17 protein-coding genes are annotated in these 17966 nt (G+C 69.0%); 7 read left to right on the forward strand and 10 right to left on the reverse strand.

Annotation, left to right across the window (positions count from 1 at the left end):
- Positions 1 to 52 precede the first annotated feature (52 nt).
- Entirely contained in the window at positions 53 to 1054 is a 1002-nt protein-coding gene (locus ACN22W_RS01415; protein ID WP_419685870.1) for a LysR family transcriptional regulator, read from the reverse strand.
- 39 nt (positions 1055 to 1093) lie between these two features.
- Here ACN22W_RS01415 and ACN22W_RS01420 point away from each other — a divergent pair, with 39 nt between their 5' ends.
- The 3 genes from ACN22W_RS01420 to ACN22W_RS01430 all read left to right on the forward strand — a co-directional run bounded on the left by ACN22W_RS01420 (position 1094) and on the right by ACN22W_RS01430 (position 3908).
- Positions 1094 to 1810 carry a glutathione S-transferase family protein gene (locus ACN22W_RS01420; protein WP_419685872.1) on the forward strand — a complete coding sequence of 239 codons (717 nt, stop codon included), beginning with the start codon at positions 1094 to 1096 and terminating at the stop codon, positions 1808 to 1810.
- Between the two features lie 123 nt (positions 1811 to 1933).
- A complete protein-coding gene (locus ACN22W_RS01425) occupies positions 1934 to 2560 on the forward strand; it encodes a DUF2239 family protein (protein WP_419685873.1) in 627 nt (208 codons plus the stop codon).
- A 16-nt stretch (positions 2561 to 2576) separates the two neighbouring features.
- Complete coding sequence (locus tag ACN22W_RS01430) at positions 2577 to 3908, forward strand: carotenoid oxygenase family protein (RefSeq protein ID WP_419685874.1); 1332 nt, start codon at positions 2577 to 2579, stop codon at positions 3906 to 3908.
- Between the two features lie 13 nt (positions 3909 to 3921).
- Here ACN22W_RS01430 and ACN22W_RS01435 read toward each other — a convergent pair whose 3' ends face one another.
- From ACN22W_RS01435 to ACN22W_RS01450, 4 genes are read right to left on the reverse strand one after another with little or no spacing between them, the layout of a single operon-like run.
- Positions 3922 to 5088, reverse strand: coding sequence for an ABC transporter permease (locus ACN22W_RS01435; protein WP_419685876.1), 1167 nt, complete (start codon positions 5086 to 5088; stop codon positions 3922 to 3924).
- A gap of 2 nt (positions 5089 to 5090) precedes the next feature.
- Entirely contained in the window at positions 5091 to 6245 is a 1155-nt protein-coding gene (locus ACN22W_RS01440; RefSeq protein ID WP_419685878.1) for an ABC transporter permease, read from the reverse strand.
- 21 nt (positions 6246 to 6266) lie between these two features.
- On the reverse strand, positions 6267 to 6965 hold the full coding sequence (locus ACN22W_RS01445) for an ABC transporter ATP-binding protein (protein ID WP_419685879.1): 699 nt from the start codon (positions 6963 to 6965) through the stop codon (positions 6267 to 6269).
- A 7-nt stretch (positions 6966 to 6972) separates the two neighbouring features.
- Positions 6973 to 8178 carry an efflux RND transporter periplasmic adaptor subunit gene (locus ACN22W_RS01450; protein WP_419685880.1) on the reverse strand — a complete coding sequence of 402 codons (1206 nt, stop codon included), beginning with the start codon at positions 8176 to 8178 and terminating at the stop codon, positions 6973 to 6975.
- A 239-nt stretch (positions 8179 to 8417) separates the two neighbouring features.
- Between ACN22W_RS01450 and ACN22W_RS01455 the strand changes: the two genes are divergently transcribed.
- A complete protein-coding gene (locus ACN22W_RS01455; protein ID WP_226799902.1) occupies positions 8418 to 8783 on the forward strand; it encodes a hypothetical protein in 366 nt (121 codons plus the stop codon).
- Between the two features lie 76 nt (positions 8784 to 8859).
- Here the strand turns inward: ACN22W_RS01455 and ACN22W_RS01460 are convergent, their stop codons facing one another.
- Entirely contained in the window at positions 8860 to 9618 is a 759-nt protein-coding gene (locus ACN22W_RS01460; RefSeq protein WP_419685882.1) for a Mut7-C RNAse domain-containing protein, read from the reverse strand.
- Positions 9619 to 9714: 96 nt separating this feature from the next.
- On the opposite strand from ACN22W_RS01460, the gene ACN22W_RS01465 reads away from it, so the two are divergent.
- Together ACN22W_RS01465 and ACN22W_RS01470 are read left to right on the forward strand one after the other, a co-directional pair.
- Positions 9715 to 10584 carry an NAD(P)-dependent oxidoreductase gene (locus ACN22W_RS01465; RefSeq protein ID WP_193097470.1) on the forward strand — a complete coding sequence of 290 codons (870 nt, stop codon included), beginning with the start codon at positions 9715 to 9717 and terminating at the stop codon, positions 10582 to 10584.
- Between the two features lie 74 nt (positions 10585 to 10658).
- Positions 10659 to 11300, forward strand: a complete 642-nt coding sequence (locus ACN22W_RS01470) for a LysE family translocator (RefSeq protein ID WP_412022620.1) — start codon at positions 10659 to 10661, stop codon at positions 11298 to 11300.
- 75 nt (positions 11301 to 11375) lie between these two features.
- Here ACN22W_RS01470 and ACN22W_RS01475 read toward each other — a convergent pair whose 3' ends face one another.
- Positions 11376 to 12659, reverse strand: a complete 1284-nt coding sequence (locus ACN22W_RS01475) for an MFS transporter (protein ID WP_419685883.1) — start codon at positions 12657 to 12659, stop codon at positions 11376 to 11378.
- A 97-nt stretch (positions 12660 to 12756) separates the two neighbouring features.
- On the opposite strand from ACN22W_RS01475, the gene ACN22W_RS01480 reads away from it, so the two are divergent.
- The gene (locus tag ACN22W_RS01480; protein WP_412022618.1) at positions 12757 to 13686 is read left to right on the forward strand and encodes a LysR family transcriptional regulator; all 930 of its coding nucleotides are present in this window, start codon (positions 12757 to 12759) and stop codon (positions 13684 to 13686) included.
- 184 nt (positions 13687 to 13870) lie between these two features.
- Here the strand turns inward: ACN22W_RS01480 and ACN22W_RS01485 are convergent, their stop codons facing one another.
- The 3 genes from ACN22W_RS01485 to ACN22W_RS01495 all read right to left on the reverse strand — a co-directional run bounded on the left by ACN22W_RS01485 (position 13871) and on the right by ACN22W_RS01495 (position 17536).
- Positions 13871 to 14704, reverse strand: a complete 834-nt coding sequence (locus ACN22W_RS01485; RefSeq protein ID WP_129513495.1) for an OmpW/AlkL family protein — start codon at positions 14702 to 14704, stop codon at positions 13871 to 13873.
- Between the two features lie 18 nt (positions 14705 to 14722).
- Positions 14723 to 15964, reverse strand: a complete 1242-nt coding sequence (locus ACN22W_RS01490) for a DUF2957 domain-containing protein (RefSeq protein WP_129513496.1) — start codon at positions 15962 to 15964, stop codon at positions 14723 to 14725.
- 141 nt (positions 15965 to 16105) lie between these two features.
- Positions 16106 to 17536 carry a DUF2957 domain-containing protein gene (locus ACN22W_RS01495; RefSeq protein WP_419685884.1) on the reverse strand — a complete coding sequence of 477 codons (1431 nt, stop codon included), beginning with the start codon at positions 17534 to 17536 and terminating at the stop codon, positions 16106 to 16108.
- Positions 17537 to 17966: the final 430 nt, after the last annotated feature.

The following is a 17966-nucleotide window of genomic DNA, read 5'->3' on the forward strand; positions in this document are numbered from 1 at the left end:
ATTTGCGCTTTCATGCCAATTGCTGACTTGATCGATTCAGCATTTGAATCGATCAAGTCGGTTGATCGCCCGGCGCGCCCGCGTCGCCCGCGTCGTCGCCACCGTCGCCATGATGACGCGCCACGTGCCGCACGAGAAACTCGACGGCCGCGCGTACGCCGGGCAGTTGGCCGCGCCGGTGCGGCATCAGCAGCGTCGTCGTGACGGTGCCGGCCCGCCAGCCGGGCAGCACGCGCACGAGCGCGCCGGATGCAAGCGCGTCGCTTGCGATCCAGTCGGGCAGGCAGGCCAGGCCGAGGCCGGCCGTCGCGGCCTGCAGCAGCAGCGTCGATTCGTCGGCCTGCAGGCGGATGCGCGGCGTCACGTCGACGCTGTCGCCGCCGCGTTGCAGACACCACGGCTGCTGGCTCGGATGGAGCCCGTCGTGCCGCGCGAGGTCGGCCGGCTCGTGCGGTGCGCCGGCGCGCGCGAGATAGTCCGGCGACGCAACGACGACGATCGGCGACGTCGCGAGCGGCCGCTGCACGAGCGCGGAATCGGGCAGCGGGGCGAAATGGCTGCGCACCGCGATGTCGAAGCCTTCCTGCGCGATGTCGACCAGGCGGTCGCTCGCATGAATCTGCAGCAGCAGCTTCGGGTGTGCGATGGCCAGCGCCGGCAGGCAGGGCGCGAGGATGTGCTGCGCAACCGGCACCGAACTCGTGATCCGCGCGACGCCCGCCGGTTCGGCGGCCTGCCGCAGCACCGCGTCGCGCGCGCTCTCGGCCTCGATCACGGCCGCGCGCGCATGCTCGAAGAATTCAGTGCCCACCGGCGTCAGCCGGAAGCTGCGCGACGTGCGATGCACGAGCCGTGCGCCGAGCGTGCGCTCGAGCTCGGCAACGCGCTTGCTGACCGTCGATTTCGGCAGGTCGAGCCGGCGCGCGGCCGCCGACATGCTGCCCGCGTCGACCGCCTGCACGAACAAGTAGAGATCGTTCAGATTCACTGTCAGCGTCCACATGGAGAAACGACGGGTTTCAATTCTAGCGGCTACTGCGCCATCGTTCGCCATGGGAGCATGGTCGCTCGTTCAACTTCCGCGGAATATCCGATGTCCCCGATCCTTCTCTACGGCATTCCCGCCGGCTGCTCGTTCGGCTCGATCGTCGCGCTCGAATGGGCCGGTCGCCCGTATCGGCTGTCGCGCATCACGATGCCCGACCTCGCGACGAGCGACGCGTTCCTCGCACTGAACCCCGTCGCCGAAACACCGGCGTTCGTGACCGCGAACGGCGACGTGCTGACCGAAAGCCTCGCGATCCTCGGCCACGTCGGCGCGCAAGTGCTCGACAGCGGCCTCGCGTTCCGCCAGGGCAGCGCGGATTTCGACCGGCTGAACCGGATGCTGGCCTGGCTGAACACGACATTCTTCAACGCGTTCGGTGCGCTCTGGTACGTGTACGAACACAACATCGAGGGTGCCGAGAAAGCAGCGTTGCAGGCCTACGGCCGCGGCAAGGTGCTGAAGGCGCACCGGCAGCTCGAAGCGCAGCTCGCGCGCGGCGTTGGCCCGTGGCTGCTGGGCGTACGGCGCACGCTGGCCGATGCGTATTTCGCGGGGATCGCCCGCTGGGCCGACTATCACGCGGTGTTCGAGCGCGACGCGTTTCCGCGCATCGCCGCGCTGCGCGCGCGGCTCGCCGACGATGCTGGCGTGCATTTCGCGCACGCGGTCGAGGAAGGCTTGCCGCTGCCGGCCTCGTCGGCGTTCGAAGGGCATGTGTCGCTCGACGACGCGGTGGCAAGCGCGCACGTCATGGCGACCTGACCGCGCAACGCGGTCGCCCGAAGGGCAGGGTATCGGCGATATTTTTACCCGGGTAATATTGACATTCAATTAATACCCGGATAAAAATGGCGTCATTCCGATTCCTGCCCGCAGGTGACCACGATGACAACCTCCATGCTCCTTCCTTCCTACACGGCCTTCGACGGCCACCGCCGGCTCGTGTCGGGCCCGCTTGCGGCGGTCGCGCTCGCGGTCCGGCAGGCGGCCGGCGACGCGATGGCCGGTTCGATCCTGATCTTCGACGATGCGACGGGCCGCTCGATCGACCTCGACCTGCGCGGCACCGCGGACGAAGTGCGCGCGCGTTTCGCGCCGCCGCCGGGCGACGCAGCGGGTGCCGCCGGCGAACCGGCCGGCGCGGGCGAGCAGCGCGGCCGCGGGCGGCCGAAGCTCGGCGTCGTGTCGCGCGAGGTCACGCTGCTGCCGCGTCACTGGGAATGGCTCGGCGCGCAGCCGGGCGGCGCGTCCGTCGCGCTGCGCAAGCTCGTCGAGGACGCGCGGCGCACGCACGCGGCGGCCGACCGGCACCGCGACGCGCAGACGCGCGCGTATCACTTCATGTCGGCGATGGCGGGCGACCTGCCCGGTTTCGAGGAGGCCGCGCGGGCGCTGTATGCGAACGACCCGGCGCGGCTCGCCGAGCTGATCGCCGGCTGGCCGGACGACGTGCGCGACCATGCGCTCGCGCTGGCGCGCGGCGATCTGCCGCCGCCCGCCGAAGACTGCTGAAGGAGCACTGGACACGATGACCGTATTCGATCTGAACCGCGGCGCGCTCGCGCCGGTTACCGACGAGGTCGATCTCGTCGACCTGCGCGTGACCGGCGCCGTCCCGCGCGAACTCGATGGCACGCTGCTGCGCAACGGCCCGAATCCACCGGGCGGCCGCTTCGAAGGGAGCGACATGCTGTCGTGGTGGCCGGAAGCCGCGATGCTGCACGCGATCGCGTTCGAAAACGGCCGCGCGACCGGCTACCGGAACCGCTGGGCGCGCACGCAGCGCTGGGCCGCGGTGCATGCGCCCGGGCAGGTGCCGCATCTGCCCGACACCAATCCGAACGTGAGCGTGCTGCAGCATGCCGGCGAATTGCTCGCGATGGCGGAGGGCGGCGCGCCGTTCGCGATCACGGCCGCGCTCGATTCGCTCGGCGCGTCGCGCCGGTTGGCGGGTTTCGACGGCGGCATGACCGCGCATCCGAAGGTCGACCCGGTGACCGGCGAGCTGATCGCGTTTCGCGCGGACTGGCGCGCGCCGTGGCTGCGCTACGGCGTCGCCGACGCGCAGGGCGTGCAGCGCGTCGATATTGCTATCGATCTGTCGGCGCCGTCGATGATGCACGACTTCGCGATCACCGAAACCCGCAGCCTGCTGCTCGACCTGAACGTCGGCTACGACTTCTCGCTGCTGAAGCAGGGCCACCGGATGCCGCTGCGCTGGCACGACGACCGTCCTGCACGCATCGGCGTGATCCCGCGTCACGGCGGCGACGTGCGCTGGTTCGGCGTCGAGCCGTGCTTCGTCCAGCACGTCGTGAACGCGTACGACTGCGACGCATCGTGCCTCGTGCTCGACGTGGTGCGTTATCCGTGGTTCCTGCGGCTCGACGCGCGCACTGGCCGGTTCGAGGACAACCCGGTCGGCGAGTTGTGGCGCTACGTGATCGATACGGCGAACGGGCTGATCGACGAAGGGCCGCTCGCCGACGGCGGTATCGAGCTGCCGCGCATCAACGAAAGCCGGACCGGGCGCAGCTATCGCTATCTGTATGCGGTCGAGCAGCCGAACAACGCGGAAATGCGCGGCGTGATGCGCTTCGACCACGCGCGCGGTACGTCAATGCATTACGCGGTGCCGGCCGGCGACCAGAATGGCGAACCCGTGTTCGTGCCGCGCCCGGGCGGTGTCGACGAGGACGACGGCTGGCTGCTGGTGATGGTCTACCGCGCGGCGACGGAGTCGAGCGACGTCGTGATCCTCGATGCGCGCGCGATCGACGCGGGGCCGGTCGCGACCGTGCACCTGCCGCGCCGCGTGCCGGCCGGGTTCCACGGCGCGTGGGTGCCACGCATGCGCTGAGCGGCCGTGCGCGTCACTGCGCGCGCAGCGCGTCGACGATCTTCAGCCGCGACGCGCGCATCGCCGGCAGCAACCCGCCGACGAGCCCCATCACGAGCGAGAACAGCAGCGTCTTCACGGCGATCGCGGGCGTCAGCACGAAGCGGAACGACAGGTCCGAGAAGGTCTGGAAGTTGGTCGTCGAGAACGACGCGAACTGCATCAGCGACGCGCACGCGAGCCCCGCGACACCGCCGACGAAGCCGAGCAGCAGCGCTTCCAGCAGGAACGCGGCGAGCACGTTCCTGCGCTTGAAGCCGAGCGCGCGCAGCGTGCCGATCTCGGCGACGCGGTTCGCGACCGACGCATACATCGTGATCATCGCGCCGATCATCGCGGCGATCGAGAAGATCGTCGACAGCGTGATGCCGAGGATGTTGATGAACGTCGACAGCGCCTTCGACTGGTCGCCGTAGAAGGTTTGCTCGCGTTTCGCCTCGTCGGTCAGCCGCGGGTCGACGTCGATGTCGGCCTTGAAGCGCGCGAAGCCGTCGGCGCTCGGGATGCGCAGCACCATCGACGAATAGCTGGTGCGCCGGAACGACTGCATCAGTTGATCGACGTCGCCCCAGATCTCCGAATCGAAGCCGCTGCCGCCCGCGTCGAAGATGCCGACGATGGTCCAGTCGCGCTGCGCGAAATGCAGGCTGTCGCCGAGTTGCGTGCCGCTGAAGCCTTTCGCGATCGCGCTGCCGACGATGATCTCCGACGAGCCGGGCACGAACATGCGGCCCGCCGCCAGTTTCACGTGCGGCCGCAGCGCGAGGCCGGCCGGCGACACGCCGCGGATCACGACGTTCGACGGCTTGCCGGTCGACGTCTTCACGAGCGAGATCAGCACGACGGCTTCCTTCGACACGAGCGGCCGTCCGTCGGGGCCGAGCGCGACGGCCGGGTGCATCTCGAGCGCGTTGGCCTGCTGGTGGTCGATCGAACTCTGGATCTCGGTTTCGGCGCCCTTGCGGATCACCACGGCGTTGTCGGGCTCGCCGGTCGACACGAGCGTCTGCGTGAGCCCCGCGTCGAGCATCTGGACCGTCGCGAACACGAAGATCACGAGCGCCATCCCGCCCGCGGTCAGCGCGGTGGTGAGCCGCCGGGTCCACAGGTTGCGCGCGATGTAGTTGAGCGGGATCGCCATGCCTACCCGATCGCCCGCAGGCCTTCGACGACGCGCACGCGTGCCGCCTGCCACGCCGGCACGATCGCGGCCGCGACGCCGACCGCGACCGAGCACGCGGCCTGTAGCACGACCGTCTCGGTCGACACCTTGAACACCGGGAAGATGCCGCCGGCCGCCTGCTTGAACAGGCTCGCGGCCGGCGGCGTCGCGAGGATCCCGAGCCCGCCGCCGGCCACCGCGATCACGACCGATTCACCGAATACGATCAGCGCGAGAAAGCCGGGGCCGAAACCGAGCGCCTTCAGCGTCGCGTATTCGGCCGTGCGCTCGCGCGCGCTCATCGCCATCGCGTTGGCCATCACGGCCATGATGATCAGGATCACCACGTACGACACCAGGCGGATCGCCGCGATGATCTGGTTCGACATCGCGACGAAGCCGAGCTGGAACGCCTGCTCGGTCTCGGTCAGCGTCTCGGCGAGCGAGTTCTTGAACACGGCGTCGACGCCGCGCGCGATCGTCGCGCCGTCGTCGGGGTTCGCGACGCCGAGCACGAATACGCCGACCTGGTCGGCCTGTTTCGGCGTGCGCTGGCGCACCGTCTCGTTCAGGTAGTCCCAGTGGAACACCATCTGGCGCGTGATCGTCGAATCGTCGCGGCCGTCGAGAATCCCGCGCACGACGAAATCCCACGTGCCGGGATAGATCGTGCCCTTGAGCGGGATCACGTCGCCGATCTTGAAGCCGAACTGCGTCGCGAGCTGGCGCCCGACGAGGCAGCCGCGGCGGTCGCGGTCGTAGTCGGCGCGCTGCTGCGCCGGGATGATGAATTCCGGATACAGGTCGAGATAGTTGTCCGACACCGCGAAGCTCGCGAAGAAGTTCTTCGGGTCGCGGTAGATGCCGCCGAACCAGTTCGAGCGGACCACGGCCGTCACGCCGTCGACGCCGCGAATCCGGTTCTCGTAGCTGACGGGCAGCGGAAACACCAGCGAGATCGCATTGCGCGTGACGAGCCGTCCGCTGGACGCGGCGGCCGCGCCCGCGTACCACGCGTCGACGACGGTGTGCAGCAGCCCGAACGCCAGCACCGCGATCGTGAGCCCGAGCACGGTCAGCAGCGTGCGCAGCCGGTGCCGCATTGCGTTGCGCGCGATCAGCTTCAGCACATACATCGCGCGCGCTCCCGCCGCCGGTCAGCCGGCGTGCCCATCGATCAGCTCCCCTTTTTCCAGATGCACGAGCGACTGCGCGGCGCTGGCCGCGTGCGCATCGTGGGTCACCATGATGATCGTCTTGCCGAGCTCGGCGTTCATCCGCTGCAGCATCGCGAGCACGTCGGTGGCCGACGTGCGGTCGAGGTCGCCGGTCGGCTCGTCCGCGACGATCAGCACGGGGTCGGTGATCAGCGCGCGCGCGATCGCGACGCGCTGCTGCTGGCCGCCCGACAGCTCGGACGGGTAATGGCTCGTCCGGTCGCCGAGATTCACCATGTCGAGCACGAGCTCGACGCGCTCGCGCCGCTCGCGGCGCGACAGGTGCGTGAGCATCAGCGGCAGCTCGACGTTCTCGAACGCGGTGAGCACGGGCATCAGGTTGTAGAACTGGAAGATAAAGCCGACGTTCGCCGCGCGCCATTCGGCCAGTTGCGCCTCGGCGAGCTGCGAGATGTCGAGGCCGCCCACGCGCAGCTCGCCGCTGTCGGGCCGGTCGATGCCGGCCACGAGGTTCAGCAGCGTGCTCTTGCCGGAGCCCGACGGCCCCATCAGCGCGACGAAATCGCCTTCGCCGATGTCGAGCGTGATGTCGGTCAGCACGGGCACGATCTGGTTGCCGCGCCGGTACGACTTCGCGACGTGGCTGATCTCGACGAGGGGCGGCGACGTGTCGTTCACGCTCGCGCTACTTCTTCGCGACGGTCACTTTCGCGCCGTCCTTCAGCTTCTCGCCCGGTGCGAGCACGACCGTGTCGCCGGGTTTCACGCCGCGGAGCGCGACCAGCTCGCCGATCCGCATGCCCGTCGTCACGGCCGCCGCGCGCACGCTGTCGTCCTTCACGACGAACACGACCGGCCGGCCGTCGCGCTCGACCACCGCGCTCGCCTGCACGGCCGTCACGGGTTGCCGGTCCTGCGCCGACACGGGCTTCGACAGGAACGCGATCTTCGCGCTCATGTCGGGCAGCACGCGGTCGTCGCGATCGACGAAGCGCACCTTCACGAGCACGGTCGCCTTCGAGCGGTCGACGGTCGGCACGATGCGCGACACGCGGCCCGCGAAGCGCATGTCGGGCAGCGCGTCGAGCTGGATCTCGCACGGCTGCTCGGCGCGGATCTTCGCGATGTTCGATTCGGCGACGTCGGCCTCGACCTCGAGCGTGTCCATGTCGGCGATCGTCACGACCGCGCCCTTGCTGTCCGACGCGGACGAGAACGGCGTGATGTTGTCGCCGACGTTCGCATGCTTCGCGAGCACGATGCCGTCGAACGGCGCGCGGATCACCGTCTGGTCGACCGCGACCTGCGCGGCCTGCGCATTGGCGTCGGCGGACACGATCGCGGCCTCGCCGCTGCTGAGCGACGCGCGCGCCTTGTTCACGCGGGCCGTGTCGATGTCGAGCTGCGCGGCCGGCACGGCGCCCTTCGGCGCGAGCGCCGCGGTGCGGCGGAATGCGATTTCGGCGTCCTTCAGCTCGGCCTGCTGCACGCCGAGGTTCGCGCGGGCGACCTTCGCCTGGGCCAGCGCCTGCGCGAGCGCCGCCTCGACGTCGCGGCTTTCGAGCCGCGCGATGATCTCGTCCTTCTTCACGCGCGTGCCCTCGAGCACGCCGAGCCATTCGACCCGCCCCTGGCCCTTCGACGCGACCGCGGCCTTGCGCTGCGGCACGACGTAGCCGGTCGCATTCAGTTGCGTGTCGTTCTGGTACGGGTAGGCGGACGTGACGGACGTCGTTTCGACGGTCGGCCGGCCGGTGAGCGCAAGGCCGGCGATGATCGTGACGAGGGCGATCGCGGCGGCGGCCGCATAGCGGACCCACCGGCGTCGGCGGGGTGCCGGTGCGACCGGACGCCGGTCGATTTTCAGTTTGTCCAGATTGTGATCGGGCAATTTGAGCGCCTCGAGACAGCGGCGGTCTGGCGACCGGCCGCGATCCGGTTTCCGGGGAAGGGGACGGATGGACGCCAGTATAAGCGTCGCCCCGATGGCACGCGAGCGCGTTTGTGGGGCCAGTGCGGCGGCCGCCGCACCGGCGCGCCGACGCGGGAAGACGCGGAAAGAAGCGCTCGCCCCCGGGGAAACCCGAGGGGCGCAAGCAACGTGTCAACTCGCCGCGAAGGCGGTGCGTTATGGAACCAGTGCGTCAGGTTTTATTGAGGCGGAACGGCGAAAGCCGGCCTCCCGGCCTGGCGCTCCGATGCGAATGCCTCGCATCTTTCACCGGTTCGTTTGATTTTTTCTCCGCTAAAGGAAGAACAATGAAGAAGACGCTCGCTTCGATCATGACCGCAGCAATCGCACTCGCATCGGTTTCGGCATTCGCACAGGAGTCGGCGTCGGCTCCGGCAGGCGCGATGGCACCCGCCTCCGCACCGATGAAGAAGGATCACAGCAAGCCGAAGCACGCGCTGAAGCAACACGGTTCGGCCAAGGGCAAGGCAAAGGCCGCAGCCGCATCGGCAGCCGGCACGAACGACGCAGGCGCAGCAAACTAAGCGCTTCGCCGGGGCCGGCACTGCCGGCCGCCAGTCGCGAGACCCCGCATGTTTCGGCATGCGGGGTTTTGTTTTTTCAGGCGCCGTGTTCGTCCGCCGGCGTCGGCGGCGTGCGCATCGCGTCGACCACCGTGCGCATGCGCCGCCAGTGCGAGCCTTCCCAGAACACGCGCCGGCACACGTCGCACGCGGCGAAGCGCCGGTGCCGCAGCCCGACGCCGGCCGGCACGCGCGGCGCGGCAGCCGCCGCGTCGAGCGGATGCAGCGGTGCATTGCAGCGCAGGCATAGCCGGAATGGCCGCATGTGCGGCGCGAGATCGAGCCGCGCGAACAGCTCGCGCAGCTGGTCGGCCGGTTGCAGCGCGTGCAGGTAGCAGCCGCGCGCGATCGTGCGCCGCTTGAGCAGTTCGCGGTCGCGGGTCAGCACGATCCGGCCCTCTCGTGCGGCGAGCGCCGCGAGCTCGTCGTCGCGATAGTGGTTGTCGTAGCAGGTGTCGAAGCCCGCGAGGCGCAACAGTTGCGCGAGGCCGCCGAGATGCGCGTCGGCGATGAAGCACCATTGCGCCGGCTGCGGCGCGGTGGCACCGTTTGCCGCCGGCTGCGCGCGCTCCGGAAAGGCTTCGACGCGGTCGCCGTCGCCCAGCGGCCGGTCGAGCGCGGCCGGTGCATCGTTCACGTGGAGCCGGCCGATTTCCGTGTGAGGAATGCCGAGCGCCTCGATCGCGTGCTTCACCGTCGCATCGCGCGCGCACGCGTGCCCGAACGCGCGGTCGCGCTGCGCGCGCGGGAGAAAGGCGTTCAGTTCGTCGTGGAAGCGGAAGGTCGCGGTCGCCATCCGTGCAGTATCGCACCGCGCACGGCCGGCGGCGGGCGCTGCAGACGGCCGCCATCTGTGTTTAACTCGCGGCTCCACGGAGCGAAGGAGCAGGCAATGGATCTCGGATTTATCGGGCTGGGCGAAATGGGGCAGGCGATCGCAACGAACCTGCTGAAGGCGGGCCACACGGTGCGGGTCTGGAACCGGTCGCGCGAGCGTGCGGAGCCGCTCGCGGCATTCGGCGCGCAGATCGTCGACACGCCGGCCGACGCGTTTCGCGGCGATGCCGTGTTCTCGATGCTCGGCGACGACGCGGCCGCGCGCGCCGTGTTCGACGACGCGCTGCTCGCGCAGGCGCCGCGCGGCCTGATCCACGTGAACATGGCGACGGTGTCGGTCGCGCTCGCCGAATCGCTCGCGCACGCGCATGCGTCGCGCGGCATCGATTATGTCGCCGCGCCGGTGATGGGGCGGCCCGACGTCGCGGCCGCCGCGCGCCTGACTATCATGGCGGGCGGCCCGGCCGAGGCGATCGACCGCGTGCAGCCGCTGTTCGACGCGATCGGCCAGAAGACCTGGCGGTTCGGCTCGCTGCCGCAGCACGCGAACGTCGCGAAGATCGCGGCGAACTTCACGCTCGCGTCGGCGATCGAGACGCTCGGCGAGGCGTCCGCGCTGCTGGGCGCGCACGGCGTCGCGATGCGCGATTTCCTCGACGTGATCACGAGCAGCGTGTTTCCGGGGCCCGTCTACGCAGGCTACGGCGGGATGATCGCCGAGCGGCAATACGAGCCCGCGCGCTTCAAGGCGCGCCTCGGGCTGAAGGATGTCCGGCTCGCGCTGGAGGCTGGCGACACCGCGTCGGTGCCGCTGCCGATCGCGAGCGTCGTGCGCGACAGCCTGCTTGACGCGCTCGCGCACGGCGGCGGAGATCAGGACTTCGCGGTGCTCGGCGAAGTCGCGCTGCGCCGCGCCGGCCGCTGACACGACGCGACAGAAGCGCCGCGCGCACGGCATAATCGACGTTTCGGTTTTCCTACATTCAGGCAGAGGCACGCATGAACTTGCATACGTGGTGGCTTTTCGTGGCGACGGTGTTCGTCGTGTCGGCGATTCCGGGCCCGAACATGCTGCTCGTGATGACGCACGGCGCGCGGCACGGGCTGCGGCGCTCGTCGTCGACGATGGCCGGCTGCCTGAGCGCGCTGGTGCTGATGCTGTCGGTTTCGGCGGCCGGCCTCGGCGTGTTCCTCGAAGCGTGGCCCGCGATGTTCAACGCGCTGCGCTTCGCGGGCGCCGCGTACCTGATCTACCTCGGCGTGAAGGCGTGGCGTGCGCGCGTCGATGATGCGCCGCCGGCCGCCGACGTCGAATCGGTGTCGCGCCAGGCTGCGTCGGCATCGCGCTGGGTGCTGTTCCGCAACGGCTTCCTGGTCGCGGGCAGCAACCCGAAGGCGATCCTGTTCGCGGCCGCGCTGCTGCCGCAGTTCATCAACGCGGCCGAGCCGACGCTGCCGCAGTTCGGCATTCTCGTCGTCACGTTCGCGGTGATCGAGGTGAGCTGGTATCTCGTCTACGCGTCGTTCGGCACGCGCATCGGCGCGACGCTGAAGAGCCAGAGCGTCGCGAAGGTGTTCAACCGGCTGACGGGCGGGCTGTTCGTCGGCTTCGGCGCGATGATGGCGCTGGTGCGTCACTGATTTCGAACGGATTCCGGTGCGCCGAACGCCCCGTCCCTCGCAAGAGGGCGGGGCGTTCGACTTTTTACGTCCGCTTCACGGATGCGGGCGAGTCAGCGCCGCAGTGCCGACCCGGCGCCCGGCCGTGAGGCCGAACACCGCGGCCGCGCCGGCGAACGCGAACCCGATGCCGCACACGGCGCTCCAACCGCCCCATGCCCACGCGCTGCCCGCGAGCGCCGCGCCGAGCGCGCCGCCGACGAAGAACAGCCCGACGAACAGCCCGTTCAGGCGCCCGCGCGCGGCCGGGTTCAGCAGGTTGATCTCGCGGCGGCCGATCGTCTGGTCGACGATGACACCCGCGTCGAGCAGCGCCGCGCCGCCGGCGAGCAGCGCAAGCGCGAGGCCGCGATGCGCATGCGCGTCGAAGCCGAACCAGCCGGCGCCCGCGATGCCGAGCACGGCGAGCGCCACGAGCATCGTGCCGTGCGCGATCCGCTGCGCGGCCGGGCCGTGGCCGCGATCGCCGGCGCGGCCGGCGAGCGGCGTGACGATCGCACCGCTGGCGCCGGCGAACGCGAACAGCGCGATCCCGTGCAGGTCGAGACCGAACGGCGGCTGCGCGAGCCGCAGCCCGACGGCGGTCCAGAAGGCGCTGAACGCAGCCATCGCGAGCGCGGCCGACAGCGCGTGCCGGCGCAGCACCGGTTCGTCGGCGAGCAGGCGCCCCATCGACGCGAGCAGCGCGCGGTAGCCGGCCGTGATCGACGGCGTGCGCGACGGCAGGCGCAGCGCGAGCACGACGGCGATCGCGACGTTCGCGAGCGCGGCCAGCGCGTAGAACGCGCGCCAGCCGGCCGAGCCCGCGATCAGGCTCGCGAGCGGCCGCGACAGCAGGATGCCGAGCATCAGCCCGCTCATCACGTTGCCGACCGCGCGGCCGCGCTGCGCTTCGGGCGCCATCGACGCGGCCATCGGCACGAGCATCTGGATCACGCTCGACGCGGCGCCGGCGACCAGCGTCGCCAGCAGAAACACGACGCCCGACCGCGTGAACGCAGGCAGCGCGAGCGCGGCCGCGCAGGCGACGAGCGTCGCGACGATCAGGCGGCGGTTTTCGAGCAGATCGACGAGCGGCACGAGCAGCACGAGCCCGGCCGCGTAGCCGAGCTGCGGCAGCATCGCGACGAGGCCGGCGAGGCCGGGCGGCAGGTGCAGGTCCGCGCTGATCGGGCCCGTCAGCGGTTGCGCGGCGAACAGGTCCATCACGATCACGCCGACCGTCGCGGCGAAGAACAGCGTCATGCCCGCGCTCAGCGCGGGCGGCGCGCCGACGGGTGCGCGAACGGCGCCGGGACAAGGGTTGGCAGGGCAGTTCATCGGAAGCCTGGGGTATGGGTCGAAGGAGTTCCCATCGTAGGCGGCCGATGTTTATGCGACAATTGAAATATGTCTAACATGATTATGCGAGTTTGTTTTGAATACGCGTGATCTCCTGGCGTTCGTCGCGGTGGTCGACAGCGGCTCGATGGTTGCCGCGGCCGCGAAGCTCCACCTGACGCAGCCCGGCCTGACGCGGCGCGTGCAGAACCTCGAAACGCTGCTCGGCGTGCCGCTGCTCGAACGGCAAAGCAAGCCGCTGAAGCCGACCGCGGCCGGGCGCGACGTCTATGCGCTCGCGCGCAACGTGCTGGGCGCGGTCGACGAGCTGATGGCGGCCGGCGCGCCGGACAGCGAGCCGTCGGGCGAGCTGCGCATCGGCGTCCCGCCGTTCCTGTCCGAGCTGGCGCTCGAGCGGCCGATCGACCGGCTGCGCGACGCATTCCCGCGCCTCACGCTGCGCGTGACGGCCGGCTGGTCGCCGGCGCTGCTGCAGGGCATCGAGCGCGGCACGCTCGACGTCGCGGCCGTGATGGTGCCGGCGAGCACGGTGCTGCCCGACGCGTTCACGGCGACGCTGCTCGCCACGCAGCCGACGGTGCTCGTCGCCGCGCGCGACTTTCCGCTGCCGGACGGCCCGTTGTCGCTCGACACGCTGTCGGGTTTTCCGTGGGTGCTGAGTCAGGACGGCTGCGGGATGCGTTCGGCGCTGAGTCGCGCGCTCGGCGCGGCCGGGCTGCCGTTCGACGTCGCGGTCGAGGCGTTCGGCTCGGAGCTGCAGCTGTCGCTCGTCGCGCGCGGCGCGGGCATCGGGATCGCGCCGCCGAACGCGCTCGCGCGCAGCGCGCATCGCGATGCGCTGCGGGTGGTGGAAACGGTGGGGCTGGAGACGCGGATCAACGTGTGGATCGTGCACGCCGCGCTGCCGGGCCGCCTGGTGCGGCCCGTCGCGCTGCTGCGCGACGCGCTGGGCGAGGTGCTGGACGGGGAGATCAGGAAGGGGTCAGAAGCGAACGAAGCGATTTAGAGCCAGCATTCGAGGGAAAATCCTTATTTTCTCTACGGAAATGTTGCATTGCGGAAACTGTTTCGCTATAGTTGCACCTGTCTCCTCCATGTCTCCTCTGATATGGATTCAGCCCGCCTCTTAGGCGGGCTTTTTTTTGCCTGCGATTTTGCCGCAGCGTGCCATTCGTCGCCCGTCGCCGGGCTCAGAACTTGTACGTCATCCCGACGTAGCTGATGATCGGGTCGGCCTTCAGGTCCGATTTCGACTCGGCGAGCACCGAACCGTCGGCCGCCTTGATCGTCACCGTCGACGTCGTCTTCAGCGGGATGTACGTCACCGACGCGATCAGCCCGAAATGCTCGGTCATGTTGTACTGCAGACCCGCGTTGAACACCGGCTGCCATGACGACGACGCCTTCGCCTCCACCGATGTCGTACCCGGCTTGCCCGCGCCCGCCGCGAGAATCGCGCCGAGGTTCTCCTGCGTCTGCTTGATGAAGTTCGTGTTGAGCTGCAGGTCGCTGAACCAGTTGTACGACACGCCGAGGCCGAGGAACGGCCGGAACTTCGCGGTCGCCTGCCCGAAGTAGTATTGCAGCAGCACGGCCGGGCTCCACTGCCGCACGCTCTTCACGATCGGGTTGACCGACGCCAGCCCGATGTTCTGCGTGCCGAGCGCGCCGGCCGGGCCGGGCGGCCTGATCGTGCCCTGGCCCGACACCTTGAACACCGGCGGCACGCCCGCCACCGACGTGACCGCGATGTGGTCGGTCAGGAAGTGGCTGACCGTCAGGCCGACGGTGTCGGCGCCGCTGGTACGCAGCCCGGTGCCCGGCGACGTGAACGACGGCGGCAGCCGCAGCGGCGTGTTGATCGGCGTCGGTGCGACGTTGGTCGTCATCGGCGTGCTGCTCTGTTGCGGCATCACGTGGAACCAGCCCAGCGTGACGACGTTGCTGCCGGCGCTCTGCGCGTGCGCCGCGAGCGGCGCCAGGGCGGCGGCGCCGGCCGCCGCGCAGAGTAGGGTTTTCTTCATCACGGCTTTCCCCTCTGCTTACTGGACGAACGCGCCGATCGTGAAATACGGCGTCGATCCGGCGTTATCGAGGAAACCGAACACGCCACCCGTGAAGATGAACTTGCCGGTCGGCGACGTGCTGCCCGAACCCGTGTGGATCGTCGTGACCGTGCCCGGCACCTTCTGCGTGTAGTCGAGGTCGAGTGCGGTCGCGAGCGAGGCCTGCGACGGCTGGAACGGATCGAGCAGCGTGGCCTGGGTGTTGGTCAGCGCGGTGGTCCGGTAATTGAACTGGCTGTCGACGCCGATGTACTCGCCGTTCTGCGAACCGACCGCGACCATCGATTGCGGCGCGAGGATCGAGATGCTCGATTCGTCGTCGGCGGTGAGGCCCGGCACGCCGTTGCTGTCGGGCGTCGGGTTCGGGTTCGCGACGCCCGTGCGCACGAGGATCGGCACCAGCTGGTTGCGCAGCTTGCCGACGATCATGAAGCCCTTGCCCTGCGGCGTCGTCGACAGCGTCGGCTTCAACTGGCTCTGGTAGTTGTTGGACTGGAATGCGCCGCTGCCGTCCGCGGACTGCACGAAGTTCGTGCCCTGCTGCGTGCACGCGCCGCCGGCGAACTGGCCGGTCGTGTCGCACTTGGTCCACGAGCCGTCCGCGTTGATCGTCACCTTCGCGTCGATCGACGCGGGCGCGAAGTTCTGCGACGGCACTTCGCCGAAGCCGACATGGCTGTACGTGCCCGCGACGTTCGCGATGTTGGTCTCGATCGACGAGAAGCCGATGAACGGGTAGTACGGGAATTTCGTGTCGGGCACCGCGGCCTGGCCGAGCACGCCGCCGAACTGGATTTCCTTGCCGGGAATCGTGCCGCCCGCGACACCTTCGCCGACGAAGATCCGTGCCGGGCGCGTCGGGTCGAGGCTTGCGCCGTTCAGGCGGAACGCGCACTGGTTCAGCTTGTTGGTCGGCAGCAGCGTTTCCTGCGTGAGCGTGCCGCTGTCGACGGTGCCCGCGCGGGTCGGCACGACGGTGCCGGTCGTTTGCGGCACCGGCGATTCGACGTACGTGACCTGCCACGTCATCTTGGTCGTGTCGAGCTGGACCTTGGCGAGTTCGCCGCTGCCCGCACCGCCCGTAAACACGGTGGTGTAATCGAGCGAGGCGGGACAGAGCCGGTCTTCGACGAGCGGGGGCGGATTGTCGCTGCCGCCGCCGCAGGCGGAAAGAAGGGGGGCGGCAAGGGCCGCCGCCAGAATGAGGTTGCGCTTCATGTTGCTCCTCCAGATTTGTCTTGTGCGGCGGCCAGCTCCCTGTCGGCCGCTTCTGTTACTTGTGCTCGTCCTGCCCGCGCCGTGCCACGCGCGTCCTTGCGTCACGCGGCAGCGGGCTGGCCGCCGCCGCGTCCTCGTACGCTATTTGCTGATCTGCGCGCCCACGCCGAAGTACGGTGTCGACGACGTGCTCGAGTTCGCCGACGTCGACGTGACGCCACCGTTCACCGTGCCCTGGATGAGCGCCGCGTACAGCCCGCCCGTCGCGATCACCACGCCCGACGCGGACGGGTAGGCCGCGCCGCTCGGCGGCGTCGTCTTCGCGTTCAGCAGGCCCGGCGTCGCCTGGCCGTAGTCGAGCGAGAAGGCGTCTTCCTCGGCCTGCGTGGTCGGGTTGATGAACGATGCGTTGCTGCCGCGGATCAGTGCGGCCGTGTACTTGAAGTTCGAGTCCGCGCCCGCGTAGCCGCCGTCGATCGCGCCCGACTGGATCGCCGTCGCCGAGCCGAGTACCGCGATGCCCGATTCGTCGTCGACCTGCGCGTCGGTGTGCAGCGGCGGCGTGCCGAGGTTCACGTTGCCCGTGCGCACGATCACCGGCACGGTCGCGCCGTTGAGCTGGCCGATCACCATGTGCGCGGTCGCCGACTTGCCGGTTGCGCCGATGATCGGCAGCTTCGTCTGCGGCAGGATCTGCGGTGCCTTCGTGCTGTCGAAGTAGCCGCCGTTCGCGCTCGTCTTCCACGGATCGCCGGTCGTTTCGCAGCCCGACGCATTCGTCGACGTGCACGCGCCGTTCGCATCGAACGTCTCGCTCGAACTCGCACCTTGCGTCGCGTAGTTGCCCGACGGCACGAGGTGGTAGATCAGCGCGTTGTAGGTGCCCGGCAGCTTCGTGAGGTCCGTCGTCGTGTTCGCGAAACCGAGGAACGGATAGAAGTCGAAGTGACGGTTCGGCACCTGGCCGACGTTCTGGTAGAGCGGGATGCCGGCGAGGCTGATCGTCAGCCCGTCGTACTGCACCGTCGCACCCGGAATGCCGCCGCCCGCGACGCCCATGCCGACCAGCAGCATCGGCGGGTTCGCCGGATTGAAGTCGGCGGCCGTCGAATAGGTCGAGCCGTTCGGTGCGGTGCCCGTGCCCGGCGTGAGGACGAACGCGCAGCGCGTCTGTTCGGCGGTCGGCAGCGTGCCGGTCGGCGGATGGATGACCTTGCCGGCGATCGACGTGCCGACGCGGCTCGGCGTGACCGTGCCGGTCGCGAGCGGAATCGGCGATTCGAGCCACTTGAGCGTGTAGGTCATCGCGACCGCGTCGATGTTGACGCTGACGATCTCGCCGCTACCGGCGCCACCGAGATACGTGCTCTTCACGATGTCGGCGTCGGCCGGGCACAGCGAACCGTTGACGGGCTGCGAAGGCGGCGGCCCTTGCGTGCCGCAGCTCGATCCGGAACATTGGGGCGCATTGATCGGCGCAGGCGCGCCGCCAGAATCCCCCCCACCACAGGCAAGCAGGAAAGGGGTAATGGCAAAGGCCGTTGCCACCCCCTTCGATAAGGTGTGCGACATGCCGCTGTCTCCAATCGTTTAATTGTGCGAGCTAATGTCGCCGCCTTGATTTTTGCTGTCAATTGATGAACCCGTCTAAAAAAGGCGATTGAAACGGATATCGCGTTTTGATTCCTTGTCCGACGCGGCATTCGGTAAGAATTAAAACGAGACGGGGGCTGCCGGAAGCTGCCGGAGTGGGGGATGTGCCACGCTCGGCAGGCTGTCGAACGGCCTTCCCGCGTATAACGGCAGCGTTTAAAGCGACGGTATCCGGTTTATCCCTATTCGGGATTGACTGGAGAAAGAGGGGTGGGCTTAATTCACTGGTAATCGCGCAATGGAAAGCTTGTAAATAATTGTAAATACGCGAACCGGATTTTATTTATTGCCTGATACGAGTAAATAAAAAGCCGGCCAGCGGCCGGCTTTGCATCGCATGAGATGATGA

It is taken from the genome of Burkholderia theae, assembly GCF_048565265.1.
Classification (GTDB): domain Bacteria; phylum Pseudomonadota; class Gammaproteobacteria; order Burkholderiales; family Burkholderiaceae; genus Burkholderia; species Burkholderia theae.